This is a genomic window from Paenarthrobacter sp. NPDC089675 (assembly GCF_044749185.1).
In the GTDB taxonomy this organism is placed as follows: Bacteria; Actinomycetota; Actinomycetes; order Actinomycetales; family Micrococcaceae; genus Arthrobacter.
The window spans coordinates 102941-118065 of record NZ_JBIVHM010000004.1; the positions used below are offsets into that span (position 1 = coordinate 102941).

Here is a 15125-nt window from a genome sequence, read left to right on the forward strand (position 1 = left end):
CGCGCCCTGCCAGGGGCTTGTCGGGGGCGTTCGTGCGCCAAAGTTGGTGGTGAAGGCACAGGCCCAGCAGGCCGGCTAGAACATCCAGGGGATCTCGGCGTGGCCGAAGTCGCTGAAGGAACCGAAGCGGCCGGCCTTGAAGGCGAGCACCTCGCCGTCCCGGTCCCGGCACGTGGTGACCTGTCCGAAGAAGACCTGGTGATCGCCGACGTCGTACGTTTGCACCACGGTGCAGTCCGCCTGGGCGAGGGCGCCCTTGATCACCGGCAAGCCGCTTTCGGTGACGTCGAAGTCTCCTTCGCCGAAACGGTCTCCGCCCCGCACCGCAAACCGGCGTGCGATGGACTCCTGCTTGGAGCCGAGGATGGAGACGGCGAACTTGCCGCTTTCCATCAGGGCCTCACCGGTGCGGGTGCCGAAGTTCAGCGAGATCATCAGGATGGGCGGCTCCAGGCTGATGGACGTGAGCGAGCTGATGGTCATCCCGTAGAGCTCGTCCTCGTGCTTGGTGGTCACGACGGCGACGCCGGTGAGGAAGCGGCCCATCGCCCGGCGCATGCCCATGGCATCGGGAACTGTGAAAAGCGGTGCGAGGCTCATGTCAGTTGCTCCGGTCTGCGGGTGAATCCGTGTAATAGCGGACTTCGAACATCTTGGCGCCGTTTTCCGAAACCCACGGGCCGTGCTCCATGCCCGGCGGACGGGGTGGCCCAGTCGCCGGCCTTGAAGGTCTTGCCCAGGCGCTGGTCCACGAACGAACCCTCGAAAATGAACACTTCTTCCCAGAAGTCGTGGGTCAGGACACCGTTGGGGGAGGTGTCCGTGCCTGGCTCGAACTTCAGGATCCGGGTGACGGAGTCGTTGTCTGAGTCCCGCGCAAGGATGGCCTCGGACAGGCCCTCAATGTGCGGGTTGCAGGGCGCGAACTCCACCGAGGAAACAGGGGTAAATTCGAATTCGGGCTTGGCCATGGCTTAGATCCCTTCCGATTCGGAGTCGATGCTGTACGAACCCAGGAACTTATCCAGCTCCGCGACCAGCGCGTCGTAGCCGTAGTTCCGGTAGGTGTAGGCGCCGCGGACCACGAACGGAGCACCGGCATAGAACATTTCGTACTGCTGGTGGCGGCCGGCGAACTCGGAGCCGATGATGTCCCAAGCAAGTTTGAACAGCTTGACGCGTTCCTCGCTGGCGACGCCGGGGGACTGTACGTAGCGTTCCATGTCCGGCCGGGTCACGCTGCTGGTCATGTCCGCGATGCTCGAGGGCAACTGCAGGACGCCACCGCCCACCAAGTCGCGGAGGATCGAGATAACGCGGGGGTACGTCTCCGACTGCAAGCCCATGGCCCCGTAAAGTGCGGCCTTTCCGGGAACCCGCATGCCGGCGTCGTCCGTCGTTGCGGTGTATTCGGCGGCGAGGACCGCCGACTCGACCGACTGCACAATCGCGGCCAGCTCGCCGAGCTTCTCCTGGAACCCGGGGATCTTGTCCGTACCGTTGACCTGCGTGACCTTGCGGGCCACCGAAGCGATGAACTTCAGCTTGGTGGAGAACCGGATCTGGGCCTGCCAGTTGCCCAGGGCATGGGCGCCGGTGTCGAAGAACTGCCGGCGGAGCGTCTCGATGTTCCGGTTGATGAACACCCGGTCCCACGGGATGAGGACGTCGTCGAAGACCACCAGGGCGTCGGGCTCGTCGTAGTGGCTGGTGAGCGGGTAGTCGAAGTCGCTGGTGGCGGCCGGTGCGAACGGGCGGCGGCAGTACAGCTTCAGCCCGTCGCTGGCCACCGGGATGGCGAAGCTGACGGCGAAGTCCACGTCGTCCGGTCCCAGCGGCTTGATGCAGGTGACAAAGACTTCGTCGGCGATTGCGGCGCCGGTGGCCAGCATCTGCGAACCGCGGACAACAATGCCCTCCTCGGTTTCACGCACGACGCCGACCTGTAGGTATTCGCCTTCCCAGCCTGACGCTGTGGTTGCTCGTGAGACCTGCGGGGGAATGATGGCGTAGGAAAGGTACAGGTTCTCGGCCAGGACCTTCTTGTAGTAGCGCTCCACGTTGCCGGCGAAGTCGCGCTCGTCCTTGGCGAACACCTCCGGGTGCGAGCCGAATGCTGCAAAGAACGTACCGACGTGGTCGGGGCTGCGGCCTACCCAGCCGTGCGTGTGCTTGGCCCAAGTTTCGATGGCCTGGCGGCGCAGGACCAGTTCCTCCTGCGTGCGGGGAGCGCCGAAGGTCCGGTTGGCCGGCCCGTCGATCTCCTCGGAATGGAACTGCATGCCGTTGGTGGGATCCGCCGCGATGTCGAACAGCTCGGACATAGTGTGGGCAACCTTGGCGAAGGCCGGGTGTTCCAGCACGTTGCCGACCACCTCACCGTCGAGGATCACCGTCCGGCCGTCGTTCAGGGACTTCAGGTACTCTTTTCCGGTCCTCATCAGAGTGAGCCTTTCTTGATTTTGTAGTTATGTTCAATGGTGGTCCCATTCGGGAACGAGAGCTCCAGCTTCCAGGAAGTTCCGCCAACGAACTTTCCGTTCAGCAGGGGCAAGGTGCCGCCGAGGCACATGAAGTCGGCGTCACCGATGTCCGTGCGGGCCAAAAGGCGTTCGACGACGTCGGCCGGCTTGCGCAGGCCGCTCAGGGAACCTTCCTGGTACAGCTCGCCGTCCACCCAGGTACGTGCGGTGCATTGGTCCAGGTCCAGGTTGTCGAGATTCTCGACGACGATCACCTCACCGGCGACGGGCTTGGGGCAGGCCCGCTTGGAATCGCCGATGTCCTCGGCCTCGATGTCACGGTCGGTGTGGTCCGAGCCGATGCCCAGGTAGAACTTGCCATCGTGGCGGATGTACAGGGGCTCTATCTCGCCGGAGGTCAGGTTGGCGCTGGTGTCGTGCTCCCCGGAGGTCTCGAAGAGGTCAGAGTCCATGCGGTAGAACATGGGCACTTCCGGTGGTGGTGCCACGCCGATGGCCGCGAGTTCGTCGATGTGGTGCTGCACGGCCTTGGGATCGCGCCCCGTGTAGCCTGCCACCACTGCGTGGAAGTCCGTGAGCGTAATTGTTGTGTCCGTGTCCACCACCCTGAAGGTGAGGGGGACTTGTCGTTGTGTTTGCATGGTTCTCCTAAACGGTCAAAGCTTGGTAGCTGGCCAGGCGATCGTTGATCACCGGGAATTCATCGCGGACTGTGCCGATTTGGGCGGGGTCGATGTCCACCAGGAGCACGGACTCGTCTGCGCCAGCCTCGGCGAGCACATTCCCGGCCGGGTCGACGATGCGGCTGTGGCCTCCCAGCTCCACGCCTTCCTGGGTGCCGGCGGCATTGCAGGCGACCACGAAGATCTGGTGTTCCAAAGCCCTCGCTGTGGTGAGCAGCCGCCAGTGTTCGCGTCGAGCCGCGGGCCAGGCTGCCGGGACAATCACGATTTCCGCGCCGCGCGTGCTGAGCTCCATCCACAGTCCCGGGAAGCGCAGGTCGTAACAGGTAATGCCGGCGGTGGCCCCGAACGGCAAGGAGACCACCGGCAGCGAGGTTCCTGCCGTGAGCAGCTCCGCTTCCTTGGACTTGTAACCAAAGACGTGGATCTTCCGGTAGGTGTGGACCACGCTGCCATCCGGTCCCAGCAGAATGGAGGTGTTGCTGAGCTGTCCGTTTTCCCCGGCCTCGATGATGCTGCCCAGGTGCAGGTGCACGCCCAGGTCCTTGGCAACACGTGAGCACATGGAAACGGTGGGCCCGGAAAGCGTCTCTGCCAGGTCGGCGTATTCGTCGAAGTGGAAGTAGCCTGCGCTCCACAGTTCCGGGAGCACGATCAGCTCAGCGCCGGTGATGTTCCGGAGGAGGGCTTCCACCCGGTCAATCCGGTCCTCACGGCTTTCGGTGTCCGGGCTTGCTACCTGGACGAGTGCGATTTTCATGCTTGTTCCTTACTTGGTGTTGCTGGGCTGTTCGCTGAGGGGCTGTCCGCTGGCGGGCTTTTCGTCCAGGTCACTGAGCCGGAGGCCCTTGGTTTCCTTCGCGAACATCACCGAGACCATGGAGATCACGCCCATCGCGGCCAGATAGATGCCAATGGCGTAGCCGGTGCCGAAGGCGCTGTAGAGGGCTAAGGCGATGATGGGGGAAAGGGACCCTGCGATCAACGAGGCCAGGTTGTAGGCCACTGACGTGCCGCTGTAGCGGACGTCGGTAGGGAAGAGTTCAGAGAAGAAGGCGCCGATCACTGAGCTGTACGCGGCGAAGATCAGCAGGCCACCAACTGCAGCGGCGACGATGCCCCACGCCTGCCCCGTGTTGAGCAAGGCGAAGAAGGCGAAGGCCCACACCACCGTGGCGATCGAGGCTCCGATCATGATGGGCTTGCGGCCCACCCGGTCGGCATAGAGGGCCAGGATGGGAATGGCGACGACGGCGACTGCCTGGCCGATCATGACGGCGGTCAAACCCGTTTGCCGCGGCTGGCCCATGATCTGGGTGACGTAGGTGATGATGAACAGCGAGTAGATGTAGAAACCGGCGTTCTCGCCCATGCGGCTGCCGGTGGCGATGAAAATTTCGCGCCAGTTGCGGCGGAACAGGATGGCCAGGGGCATTTTGCGTTCCGTTGCTGCCTCAGCTTCGCGCTTGCGCTGTGCTTCCTTGAACAGCGGGGTTTCCTGGACATAGAGCCGCAGGACAAGTCCGATGATGACCAGAAGCGCGGACAGTCCGAAGGCGATACGCCAGCCCCAGGCAAGGAATTCGCTTTCAGGCATGGTGGCAGCCAGGACAGCCAGGACGCCGGCTGCCATGAGGTTGCCGAGGGGCGGGCCCATGTTGGGCCATGATGACCAGAACGCCCGGCGGGAGCTGTCATTGCTGTGCTCGGAGACGAGGAGGACGGCGCCGCCCCATTCTCCGCCGAGTGCGAAACCCTGGACCAGGCGCAGCAGCAGGAGCAGCAACGGTGCTGCCAAGCCGATTGCCGCGTAGGCGGGGATGAAGGCAATGAGGGCGGTGGCGATTCCCATGAGCATGAGGCTTGCCACCAGCGTTGCCCGGCGCCCGTGCTTGTCGCCCAAGTGGCCCAGCACGATCGCGCCGAGCGGCCGGGCCAGGAAGCCGGCTGCAAATGTACCCAAGGCGAGCATGGTTCCTACCAGGGGATCGTCCGTGGGGAAGTAGAGCTTGTTGAAAACCAATGCGGCGGCAGTGCCATAGAGAAAGAAGTCGTACCATTCAACGGCCGTTCCGGCCAGGCTCTAAGCTGCCACTACCGGCAGGCTTGAGTGCTTCTGTTGCCTCAGTTCTGCCTCCTTCAAATCGGTCATGTGGGGATCCTTTTGCGGGTGGGGACCTGGCCCTGGGGGAATGGCTCGGCCGGTCTTCCACGGAGATGAGGGGTTCCAAATCAGTGAGGGGGATCACTGAACTATGACTGTAGACTAGTTGTATACAACCTGTCTATACCCAATGTGCGTGAATGCGACTCGTATACTGGGCATCGCGAGAAAGGCTCTCCATGATCCAGACGACTCCCACTGCACAGTCGCAGCCCGAGGTGGCCTACCAGTGGATGAAAAGCTATATCTCCGCGATTCCGCGGGATGAGGAAACCTTCCTCAATGAGGCAGTCCTCGCCAAGTCCACCGGAACCTCAAGAACCCCTGTCCGCGAGGCACTTCTGCGGCTCGAGGCGGAAGGTTTCGTCAAGCGCATTCCGCACAAGGGCGCGTACGTTCCGCCCATCTCGGACCCGGACGTGCGGGCCATCCTGCAGGCGCGGTCAGTGGTGGAGAAGTGGGCCGTCCTTGCCCTGGAGTCCATGCCGGAGAGCCAGCTCGATGCCTTCCAACGCATCATTGACCAGCAGCGGGATGCCAAGGATGACCCCGCGCGGTTCATCGAGCTGGACACCGAATTCCACACCCTCATGGTCCGCGCCGGTGCCAACCCAATCCTCGCCGACTTCTACGCCTCCTTGAGGCAGCGGCAACTCAGGATCGGTGTCCGCGCTGTAACGCAGGAGACCGACCGCGCCGGGGACGTGCTCCGGGAGCATCAGTTGATCGTGGACGCCCTCCGCAGCCGCAGCCTTGAAGCCGCTCATCAGGCCATTGATGCGCACCTGGAATCCACCCGGTGGGCTGTCATCGGGTACTAGTCCTCGCTGTGGAGTTCCCGTTGCCTGGCGCTGAGCAGCTCAAGCTCAGGCCGGGCGGCCACGAACCGTTCAACGGCGTCGAGCACTTCCCCCAGGTGACCGTGGTCCGGTGACACCAGAGCCGCGCCAATCAGGGCGCGGCGGTGTTGGTCCTGAAGGCCGGTCTCCGAAGCCGAGACCTCGAAGCGGCGCTTGAGCTCGGCCAGCAGGGGGCGCACGAGTGAGCGCTTTTCCTTGAGGCTATGTACGTCGCCCAGAAGCACGTCGAATTCGATCCAGCCGATCCACATGGCTTAAGTATCCTGTGCCCTTCCGTGCGTTTCTTGATCAAATCTTGAGGAAACGCCGCAGGGAGATTGAGCGAACCGGCCCACACTGAAACCACGGATCACCCAGGGGGGAGTCGAGCGAACATGGGGACAGTTCCCGGCACGTACAACACGTGGAACAGCGCTGTTTTGACAGGACCATTGCCATGGTAGAAATTGGCGTGGGACCAAGTGGCAGGAGCTAAACCATGGTGCTCGACGCGTTCTCAGTGAGGGTAGCCCTTGGAGTAGTCACTTTGACCCTCTTTGTGCTGTTCATAGCTTCGTATCGACGGACCAAGTCGTCCTACGCGGGCTGGTGGGCAATCGCCCTGCTGGAGTACATGCTCGGCAACGCAGCGTTCCTGCTGAACGGCACCACGCACCAGCTCTGGGCCAACCCCGTGGGCAACGTCCTGGTTGTGGCCGGGTCCTTCAGCGTGTGGGCAGGAGCCAGGACCCTAAGGGACCTCAAAGCCGCACCCTGGCTGTTGGCCGTAGCCCCTGCCATCACCGCTGTTGCTTCGGTCCTGGAGAACCCGGCAACGAACGTGTGGTCCGGAGGCTCCGTCTACCTGGCGATGATGACCTTGGGCATAGCCCTCGCTGCCCGCGATTTGTGGCTCATCCAGGGAACACATTCACACCTTCACAGGGGCTTGTCCATGGCGGCTGGCCTCCTGGCCATCTATTACCTGGGCCGGTGGGGCGTCTACACCATGGAAGGCCCGGGGAGCGCAACGTTCAGGACCTACTTCGGACCAGCCCCCTCGGGCCTGATTTCGCTGGTCCTGCTGGTCACGGTTTCCTTCAGCATGACGGCGCTGAGCAGCGACCAGTTGATCAAGGGCCTGCGTGAAAGGGCCAGCCGGGACCACCTGACCGGGCTGCTCAACCGCGGGACTTTCCTTGACCTCGCCGGCACAGAGCTCAAGCGGCTGCACGGCACCGAATCGGGCGCCGCCGTCGTGCTCGCCGATCTGGACCACTTCAAGGCGGTCAATGACGAGCACGGCCACCGTGCCGGTGACGCAGCACTGAAGGCTTTCGCCGAAGCCTGCAAGGCGAGCGTGCGGTCCACTGACCTGGTGGGCCGCTACGGCGGCGAAGAATTCGTACTTTTCCTGCCCGGAGCCACCCAGGAACGGGCAGAAAACATCGCGGCGGAAATCAGCCGCCGGATGTCCAGCATGGAAGTGCCCGGTGGCGGCGCATTCCCCACTGTCAGCTACGGAGTCACATCCAGCACTCCGGCCACTGCGGACCTCAGCTTCATGATCGAAGTTGCCGACGCAGCCCTTTACAGCGCCAAAGCGCAGGGACGAAACAGAATTGTCGGAGCAGACCGCCTCGGGGCGGCAACTATCGCTGATGAGGCACGGTCATGACCATCAACCAACTCACCAACAAGATCCAGATCCAGCACAACCGGGAACTGGCCACCTTCCGCCAGGACATCACCAGTCCTCCTTACCAGGCCGGCACTGCCACCGCGTTGAACACGGCCAGGCGCTCGGTGCGGATGAACCCGGTCAACTCTGTGGAGGACGGCAACGCCAACCTGACCATAGTCGCGGATGTCCAGGGATTGGCGTGGTTCACAGCAGACAAGGGCCTGTTGGGAAGCTGCATCACTCTCTCCATCGCCGGTCATCGCCGCAACACCGGAACCCGGCTGGCACTGCCGTTGGCGGAGTGCGATGCCTGGATTGAGGCTATCCTGGGCGGCTCGTGGATCACGCACGTTTACCGTTCGGGAACGGCGGCCGCGCCCGACGGAAAGCTCGACGTGGCATCGTATCGGCTTTTCCTGGACGAGCGGAGCAACCCCGTGGCCAAGCCCAAGTCCGTGGTTGACGACAGCTTGCGCCGGTTGGAACTATCTTGAGCGCCAAGGGCAAGCTTCGCCAGGCGGGCCTGGCCGTAACCCGTGAGGGGTTTACGGATTCCCTGACGGGCCTTGGCAACAGGCTTGCCCTTGAAGATGCATTGCTCCAGGCGCAAGCCCAAGCCCAGGAAAGCGCAGGTCGGGGCAGCCCGGCACCTGCTTTGCTGCTGCTGGACCTGGACGGTTTCAGGGATCTCAAGAAGTCCCTCGGGCATGCAGCTGCGGACCAGATCCTCATGACGGTTGCCATGCGGATCAGCTCCGCTGTGGGGGAGAACGACGTCGTAACGCGCCTCGGCGGCGACGAGTTCGCAGTGCTTTTGCCCGCCACCCCACTTGCCAGGGCGACCGCGGCCGGGAACCGTATCCTTGCCGCGCTGGAAGCGGATATCGACCTTGGAAACGAAACGGTCCGGTGCAGGGCCAGCATGGGCCTCCGGGTCGCAGAACCCCATCAAGCGCCCGGCGACATTCTGCTGGAGGCCGATATGGCACTCGAAGAAGCGCGTGCGGAAGGCCGCAACAAGGTCAAGAACTTCGATCCCGCCACCCTCCTTGCCCGCCAACTCCAGCGTCAGATCGTGGGCGAACTGGGTCATGCAATCGACTCTGACCAGTTGGTGCTGTACTACCAGCCCATCGTCGAGCTGGCGACGGGGCGCCTCCAAGGCAGCGAAGCACTGGTCCGTTGGAACCACCCGGAGCACGGACTCATCATGCCGGACCGGTTCATTCCCATCGCCGAAGCCTCCGGCCTGATCGCGAAACTGGGGCGCTGGGTCCTTCGCAGTTCCGTCGCGCAACTGGCAACCTGGCGGCGTGACCCGGAAACAGCGCACCACGACTTCACCATGCGGATCAATGTTTCGGCTCCGGACCTGCAAAGCTTGGAGTTCGTGGACGATGTTCGCGATGCATTGTCAGGAGCTGGGCTGCCGCCGGAATCCTTGGTCCTTGAACTCACCGAGAGCGCCATCATCCAGAATAACGAACTGGATCGTTACACCCTCATGAGCCTGCACCGGCTGGGCGTGGGCCTCGAAATCGACGATTTTGGCACCGGCTATTCCTCCATGGGGTATCTCCGAAAACTCCCCGTGGACCACGTGAAAGTGGACCGGGAGTTCGTGCGGGACCTGGGCAAAGACGAAACGCAATTGAAGTTCCTGGCAGCTATCCAGCAAGTGATCCGTTCATGTGGCCTGGACGGCATCTGGGAGGGAATCGAAACAGCGGAGCAAGCCGAGGCGCTGCGCAGCATCGGCTGTACCAGTGGGCAAGGGTATTACTTCGGGCGCCCTGTGCCTGGTCCGGAGTTCACGGAGCAGCTGAAGCGCCAGAGGGCGTGGCCCGGGTAAACCCCTGCAGACACGCGCAAGGCCCCGGCGCTGGGAGAGCGCCGGGGCCTTGCAACGTTGGCTGTGACTAGCCGAAGTACTTGGGCAGCGTGCCTTCGTGTGCCTCGCGGAGGGCGTCGAGCGAAAGCTCGTCCACACCGTTGATCTCCAGCTTGCCGCCGGCGGCGTCAACAACGCCGATCCGGAGGTGGGCGAAGCCGCGGGCGGTGCACATGTCCTTGAAGCGGACTTCCTCCGAGCGCGGCACGGACACGATGGCCCGGGCCTGGGACTCGGAGAACAAGGCCGTGAACAGGTCCACGCCGTCACGCTCCATGAGTTCCTCAAGGGCGATGCGGGCGCCGACGCCGTAGCGCAGCGAAGACTCAACCAAGGCAGCCGCTAGGCCACCTTCGGAGAGGTCGTGGGCTGCGTCGACCATACCGTCACGCGAAGCGTTGATCAGGATCTCGCCCAGTGCACGCTCAGCCGCGAGGTCAACCTTCGGCGGCAGGCCGCCGAGGTGTCCGCGCAGGTTGGACCACTCAGAACCGTCCAGCTCAGCTGCCGTGGTACCCAGCAGGTAGATGGCCTGGCCATCTTCGCGCCAGCCCGACGGCGTGCGGCGGGCGACGTCGTCGAGCTTGCCCAGGACTGCCACCACGGGTGAGGGGTGGATCGGCGTGGTGCCGGTCTGGTTGTACAGGGAGACGTTGCCGCCGGTGACGGGGACGCCGAGCTCCATGCAGGCATCCGAGAGCCCACGGATGGCTTCGGCGAGCTGCCACATGACGTCCGGGTCTTCGGGGGAACCGAAGTTCAGGCAGTCGCTGACGGCCATCGGAACGGCGCCGGAGGTGGCGACGTTGCGGTAGGCCTCGGCCAGTGCCAACTGTGCACCCTGGTACGGGTCCAGGTAGGTGTAGCGGCCGTTGGCGTCGGTGGCCAAGGCAACGCCCAGGCCCGTTTCCTCGTCAACGCGGACCACGCCGGCGTCATCCGGGAATGCCATGGCAGTGTTGCCGCCGACGTAGCGGTCGTACTGCTTGGTGATCCAGGACTTGCTGCACATGTTGGGCGAGGCAACGAGCTCGGTGACAGCTGCTGCCAGCTCGGACGGAGCTGACGGACGGCCGGCGTCCTCGACGGAACCGGTGAAGGCGTTTGCCTGGACCGAGTCCTGCCACTCCGGGCGGGCGAACGGGCGGTCGTAGACCGGACCGTCGTGCGCAACGGTGCGGGGATCGACGTCGACGATTACTTCGCCTTCCCAGGTGATGATGAGGCGGCCGGTATCGGTCACTTCACCCAACCAGGAGTACTCCACGGCCCACTTGTCCATCACGGCCTCGAACGCTTCCACGTTCTCCGGCGTGACGATTGCCATCATGCGTTCCTGCGACTCGGACATGAGGATCTCGCCCGGGGTCAGCGTGGGGTCGCGCAGAAGGACGGAGGTCAGCTCAACCTGCATACCGCCGTCGCCGTTGGAGGCGAGCTCGGACGTGGCGCAGGAGATGCCTGCGGCGCCGAGGTCCTGGATGCCCTCAACCAAGGAACCCTTGAAAAGTTCGAGGCAGCACTCGATGAGCACCTTCTCGGCGAAGGGATCGCCCACCTGGACGGCGGGGCGCTTGGACGGCTTGGAGTCATCGAAGGACTCGGAGGCGAGCACCGAGGCGCCGCCGATTCCGTCGCCACCGGTGCGGGCACCGAAGAGGACAACCTTGTTGCCCTTGCCGGAGGCGTTGGCCAGGCGGATGTCCTCGTGGCGCATAACGCCAACGGCCAGCGCGTTCACCAGCGGGTTGCCCTGGTAGACGGAGTCGAACACCATTTCGCCGCCGATGTTCGGCAGGCCGAGGCAGTTGCCGTAGCCGCCGATACCTGCGACCGCGCCGTGCATGACGCGGGCGGTGTCCGGGTGGTCGATCGCGCCGAAGCGGAGCGGATCCATGACGGCAACCGGGCGGGCACCCATGGAGATGATGTCGCGGACGATGCCGCCGATGCCGGTAGCTGCGCCCTGGTAAGGCTCAACGAACGACGGCGAGTTGTGGGACTCGATCTTGAACGTTACGGCCCAGCCGTCGCCCAGGTTGGTCACACCGGCGTTCTCGCCGATGCCCACCAGCATGTCCTTCTTCATTTCCTCGGTGACCTTCTCGCCGAACTGGCGGAGGTGGTTCTTGGAGGACTTGTAGGAGCAGTGTTCGCTCCACATCACCGAGTACATGGCCAGTTCGGCGCCGGTGGGGCGTCGGCCCAGGACCTTGACGATCTCGTCGAACTCATTCTGCTTCAGGCCGAGTTCGGCCCAGGGCAGTTCCGTATCCGGGGTCCCGGCAGCATGTTCAACGGTGTCGATGTTGAACTTCTTGGTGGTTTCCGTGGTCACTTGTCGCCTCCCACAATCTTGGTCAAAACGGAGGTGAAGAAACCGAGGCCGTCGGTGTCGGAGGTTGCTCCATCGAGCGATTCCGGGCCGAACCCTGCCTCAACAGCGTGCTCCGGGTGCGGCATGAGGCCCACCACGTTGCCGGCGGCGTTGGAGATACCGGCGATGTCGCGGCGGGATCCGTTGGGGTTGAAGCCGACGTAGCGGAACACCACGCGGCCCTCGGCCTCAAGGGCATCCAGGGTCTTCTCGTCAGCGATGTACTGGCCGTCCTGGTTCTTGAGCGGCACGACGATTTCCTGGCCATCGGCGTAGTCCACGGTCCAGGCGGTGTTGGCGTTTTCCACACGCAGCGTCTGGTCGCGGCAGATGAACTTCAGGTGGTCGTTCTTGATCATGGAACCGGGCAGCAGGTGCGACTCGGTCAGGATCTGGAAGCCGTTGCAGATGCCCAGGACAGGCAGCTTGGCGTCGGAGTTGGCGGCATCGATGATCTTGGACATCAGCGGCGCGAACCGGGAGATGGCGCCGGCGCGGAGGTAGTCGCCGTAGGAGAAACCACCGGGAATGATGACGGCGTCAACGTCCTTTAGGGCATCGGCGTCGCTGTTTCCATGCCATAGCGAAACCGCCGTGCCACCGGCGAGACGCACTGCACGGGCGGCATCGCGGTCGTCCAGGGTACCGGGGAAGGTGACGACGCCGATCTTGGCGCCTGCCAAGCGGGGCTCTGCGGCGACGGCCACGGCCTCGCCAATCAGGGGGATGGAAGTCATGTCAGGCCTCGACGACCTCAACGTTGACGACATCTTCGATTACCGGGTTGGAGAGCAGCGTCTCGGCAGCTTCGCGGGCCTGGGCCAGGATGGCCTCGGTTACTTCGCCGTCAACGGTCAATTCGAAGCGCTTGCCCTGGCGGACTGCGCTGAAGCTGTTGAAGCCGAGGCGGGGCAGTGCGCCCACAATGGCTTTCCCCTGGGGGTCCAGAATCTCGGGCTTGGGCATGACGTCAACGACGATCCGGGGCATCCGGTAACTCCTGTGCGTGAGTTGGGTGAACCTTTAAATAAGGCTGCCGCGGAGGGTGCCGTCTCACGCCGTACAGCCGCGTTCGAACTGTGTCCTGAAAACGGTGTCCTGAAACGGTGTGGGGGCGCTCCGCGAGCTTGCACACCCATCTTACCGGGAGTGGCGCACATACCCTATTCAGCCCGATTCCGCGAGGAGCCCCCGCCGATTCGCGGGAAATTCCCTGCGGGCAAAGCCCGACGCCGGTATGGCAGCAGGTGCCGCGCCTCACTAGGATTACGGCATGGCTGAGAAACCGAAATCCATGGTGCTGGGCGTTATGGCAGCAGCTGTTTTTGCCGGGTTGGGACGGATGGTCGTGCAGAAAATCAAGGCGGACAAAGCTGCCAGGGAGAACCTGGTCACGGCACCTTTGGACCAGGAGACCCGGGAGAAAATCAGCCGTGCCGTCCGGACGCCCGGTAATTAGCCAACGCACAAATGCGCTAATCGAGCGGGTGAAACGCCGGACTACCGGCGTATTTTGGGTACTACATGCGGGTCCCGGACTCCGGGATCTTCAGGACCCGAACCAGGAGGAACAATGACCGACCACATTGCCGAAGTATCCGCCTGTAGCGTTGGCAGTTGCGGCTTCAACCACGACGGCTGCACCGCCTTTGGAATCACTATCGGTGGAACCCAGGACCACGCGTCATGTGCCACCTTCATCGACACGAACGCCATGGGCGGCCTCCCCAAGGTCCTGGCCCACGTGGGCGCCTGCCAGCGCTCGGAGTGCGTCCATAACAACAACCTCATGTGCGAGGCACACGATGTGCGGGTTGGTCCGGGTGCCGACTCGGCCGACTGCCTGACGTACGAGCACTCCTGACCCTCCAACTGCGAAAGCGGGTACGTCCAGCGCGGACGTACCCGCTTTTTTCGTGCCCACCGGCCCGGTTGGGCTCAGCCGGCGACTTGGTTGGTCAGCTCCCGTCCTTCTTTCAGGGCGGCAATGTTAGCCAGGACCAATGCAGATGAGCCCTTGGGGCGGTTGCCGGCGACGTGCGGAGTGATGATCAGGTTGGGGGCGGTCCACAGGGGAGAGTGGGAAGGCAATGGTTCGGTCTTGGTGACATCCAGCGCGGCTGCGCGGAGCCGGCCTTCTGCCAGCGCGGCCTGCAAGGCGTCCTCGTCCACGGTGGCGCCGCGGCCCACGTTAACGAACACCGCCGTTTTCGGCAGTGAAGCAAGTACGTCCGCGTTCAAGGAATTCGCCGTTTCCGGAGTGGCAGGCAGGATCGAGATCAGCACATCCGTGGTCTTTAGGACCTCGTGGAGCTCCGATGTAGCGACCACCGGGAATCCGTAGCGTTCCCCGGCGGAATTCGCGACGCCGGTGACACTCGCGCCCAGCGCGGCCAACAAGGGTGCGAGCCGCCCGGCGATGGAACCGAACCCCCAAATGGTGACCTTGGCGCCGTCGAGCGTGTAAAGCTGTTCGGTTTCCGGCGCGGACTGTGCCACGTTGTAGTCGCGGTCCCAAGTGGAGGACCTCTGTGCCTCGAGCAGGGTGTCCAGGCGACGCACCGCTGCGAGTACCAGGGCGAGGGCGTGCTCTGCTACGGGTCCATCGTGGAGTGACCGGCCCGAGGTGATGGCCACGTCGTCACCGAAACCGGCGGCGAGGACCGAGTCGGGACCGGCGGCCAGCGTCTGGACCAGGCGCAGGCGGGTCAAGCGCCGGGCGGCGTCGCTGAGGTTGTCCGCGGTGTTTTGCCAGACCACCAGGACTTCGGCGTCCGTGTGCTCGTCGGGAATCGCTTGGTCGGCCTGGTAGCTGACCACGTCGTCCCCGATCGTGGAGAGGTCCAGGGCGATGGTGTTGGGGACGAGGATCTTCACTGCGCAGCTCCATTACTGGGGGATTTCCGGTACCTCCCTGACGCTACCCCTACAGCCTCTGCGGTCGCATGGCCTGCGTCATGTCTGGCAATGTGACGCGAAGCACTTTATGGTTGTAGGACGTTCG

Annotated in this window: 17 protein-coding genes; 6 read left to right on the forward strand and 11 right to left on the reverse strand. The window is 63.7% G+C overall.

What is annotated here, in order from left to right; genetic code table 11:
* Window positions 1-75 precede the first annotated feature (75 nt).
* The 6 genes from ACIPY2_RS10510 to ACIPY2_RS10535 are packed head-to-tail and all read right to left on the reverse strand — an operon-like array spanning window position 76 to window position 5189.
* Complete coding sequence (locus ACIPY2_RS10510) at window positions 76-600, reverse strand: flavin reductase family protein (protein ID WP_400266328.1); 525 nt, start codon at window positions 598-600, stop codon at window positions 76-78.
* On the reverse strand, window positions 597-971 hold the full coding sequence (locus ACIPY2_RS10515; RefSeq protein WP_400266329.1) for a cupin: 375 nt from the start codon (window positions 969-971) through the stop codon (window positions 597-599). Before ACIPY2_RS10515 ends, ACIPY2_RS10510 begins: the two co-directional genes overlap by 4 nt.
* Window positions 972-974: 3 nt before the next feature.
* On the reverse strand, window positions 975-2441 hold the full coding sequence (locus ACIPY2_RS10520) for a 4-hydroxyphenylacetate 3-hydroxylase family protein (protein WP_400266330.1): 1467 nt from the start codon (window positions 2439-2441) through the stop codon (window positions 975-977).
* Complete coding sequence (locus ACIPY2_RS10525; RefSeq protein ID WP_400266331.1) at window positions 2441-3124, reverse strand: DUF2848 family protein; 684 nt, start codon at window positions 3122-3124, stop codon at window positions 2441-2443. The genes ACIPY2_RS10520 and ACIPY2_RS10525 overlap by 1 nt, the downstream gene beginning before the upstream one ends.
* Window positions 3125-3131: 7 nt before the next feature.
* Window positions 3132-3926: a carbon-nitrogen family hydrolase gene (locus ACIPY2_RS10530; RefSeq protein ID WP_400266332.1), complete on the reverse strand. Its 795-nt coding sequence runs from the start codon at window positions 3924-3926 to the stop codon at window positions 3132-3134.
* A gap of 9 nt (window positions 3927-3935) precedes the next feature.
* Window positions 3936-5189 carry an MFS transporter gene (locus ACIPY2_RS10535; protein ID WP_400266333.1) on the reverse strand — a complete coding sequence of 418 codons (1254 nt, stop codon included), beginning with the start codon at window positions 5187-5189 and terminating at the stop codon, window positions 3936-3938.
* A gap of 320 nt (window positions 5190-5509) precedes the next feature.
* Between ACIPY2_RS10535 and ACIPY2_RS10540 the strand changes: the two genes are divergently transcribed.
* Entirely contained in the window at window positions 5510-6151 is a 642-nt protein-coding gene (locus tag ACIPY2_RS10540) for a GntR family transcriptional regulator (RefSeq protein ID WP_400266334.1), read from the forward strand.
* Here the strand turns inward: ACIPY2_RS10540 and ACIPY2_RS10545 are convergent.
* A complete protein-coding gene (locus ACIPY2_RS10545) occupies window positions 6148-6441 on the reverse strand; it encodes a DUF503 domain-containing protein (RefSeq protein WP_400266335.1) in 294 nt (97 codons plus the stop codon). The genes ACIPY2_RS10540 and ACIPY2_RS10545 overlap by 4 nt on opposite strands.
* A 227-nt stretch (window positions 6442-6668) precedes the next feature.
* On the opposite strand from ACIPY2_RS10545, the gene ACIPY2_RS10550 reads away from it, so the two are divergent.
* The 3 genes from ACIPY2_RS10550 to ACIPY2_RS10560 are packed head-to-tail and all read left to right on the forward strand — an operon-like array spanning window position 6669 to window position 9705.
* Window positions 6669-7847, forward strand: coding sequence for a GGDEF domain-containing protein (locus ACIPY2_RS10550; RefSeq protein ID WP_400266336.1), 1179 nt, complete (start codon window positions 6669-6671; stop codon window positions 7845-7847).
* Window positions 7844-8347, forward strand: coding sequence for a hypothetical protein (locus ACIPY2_RS10555; protein WP_400266337.1), 504 nt, complete (start codon window positions 7844-7846; stop codon window positions 8345-8347). Before ACIPY2_RS10550 ends, ACIPY2_RS10555 begins: the two co-directional genes overlap by 4 nt.
* Window positions 8344-9705, forward strand: coding sequence for a putative bifunctional diguanylate cyclase/phosphodiesterase (locus ACIPY2_RS10560; protein ID WP_400266338.1), 1362 nt, complete (start codon window positions 8344-8346; stop codon window positions 9703-9705). The genes ACIPY2_RS10555 and ACIPY2_RS10560 overlap by 4 nt, the downstream gene beginning before the upstream one ends.
* Window positions 9706-9772: 67 nt before the next feature.
* On the opposite strand, the gene purL is transcribed toward ACIPY2_RS10560, so the two are convergent.
* From purL to purS, 3 genes are read right to left on the reverse strand one after another with little or no spacing between them, the layout of a single operon-like run.
* Window positions 9773-12082 (reverse strand): phosphoribosylformylglycinamidine synthase subunit PurL, encoded by a 2310-nt coding sequence (purL, locus tag ACIPY2_RS10565; protein ID WP_400266339.1) that lies wholly within the window; start codon window positions 12080-12082, stop codon window positions 9773-9775.
* The gene (gene purQ / locus ACIPY2_RS10570; RefSeq protein WP_400266340.1) at window positions 12079-12858 is read right to left on the reverse strand and encodes a phosphoribosylformylglycinamidine synthase subunit PurQ; all 780 of its coding nucleotides are present in this window, start codon (window positions 12856-12858) and stop codon (window positions 12079-12081) included. The genes purL and purQ overlap by 4 nt, the downstream gene beginning before the upstream one ends.
* A 1-nt stretch (window position 12859) precedes the next feature.
* Window positions 12860-13111, reverse strand: coding sequence for a phosphoribosylformylglycinamidine synthase subunit PurS (purS, locus tag ACIPY2_RS10575; protein ID WP_364156353.1), 252 nt, complete (start codon window positions 13109-13111; stop codon window positions 12860-12862).
* A gap of 283 nt (window positions 13112-13394) precedes the next feature.
* Between purS and ACIPY2_RS10580 the strand changes: the two genes are divergently transcribed.
* Window positions 13395-13580, forward strand: coding sequence for a hypothetical protein (locus ACIPY2_RS10580; RefSeq protein WP_400266341.1), 186 nt, complete (start codon window positions 13395-13397; stop codon window positions 13578-13580).
* A 114-nt stretch (window positions 13581-13694) separates the two neighbouring features.
* Window positions 13695-13985: a DUF1540 domain-containing protein gene (locus ACIPY2_RS10585; protein WP_400266342.1), complete on the forward strand. Its 291-nt coding sequence runs from the start codon at window positions 13695-13697 to the stop codon at window positions 13983-13985.
* Window positions 13986-14059: 74 nt separating this feature from the next.
* On the opposite strand, the gene ACIPY2_RS10590 is transcribed toward ACIPY2_RS10585, so the two are convergent.
* Window positions 14060-14998 carry an NAD(P)-dependent oxidoreductase gene (locus ACIPY2_RS10590; RefSeq protein WP_400266343.1) on the reverse strand — a complete coding sequence of 313 codons (939 nt, stop codon included), beginning with the start codon at window positions 14996-14998 and terminating at the stop codon, window positions 14060-14062.
* Between the last annotated feature and the right edge of the window lie 127 nt (window positions 14999-15125).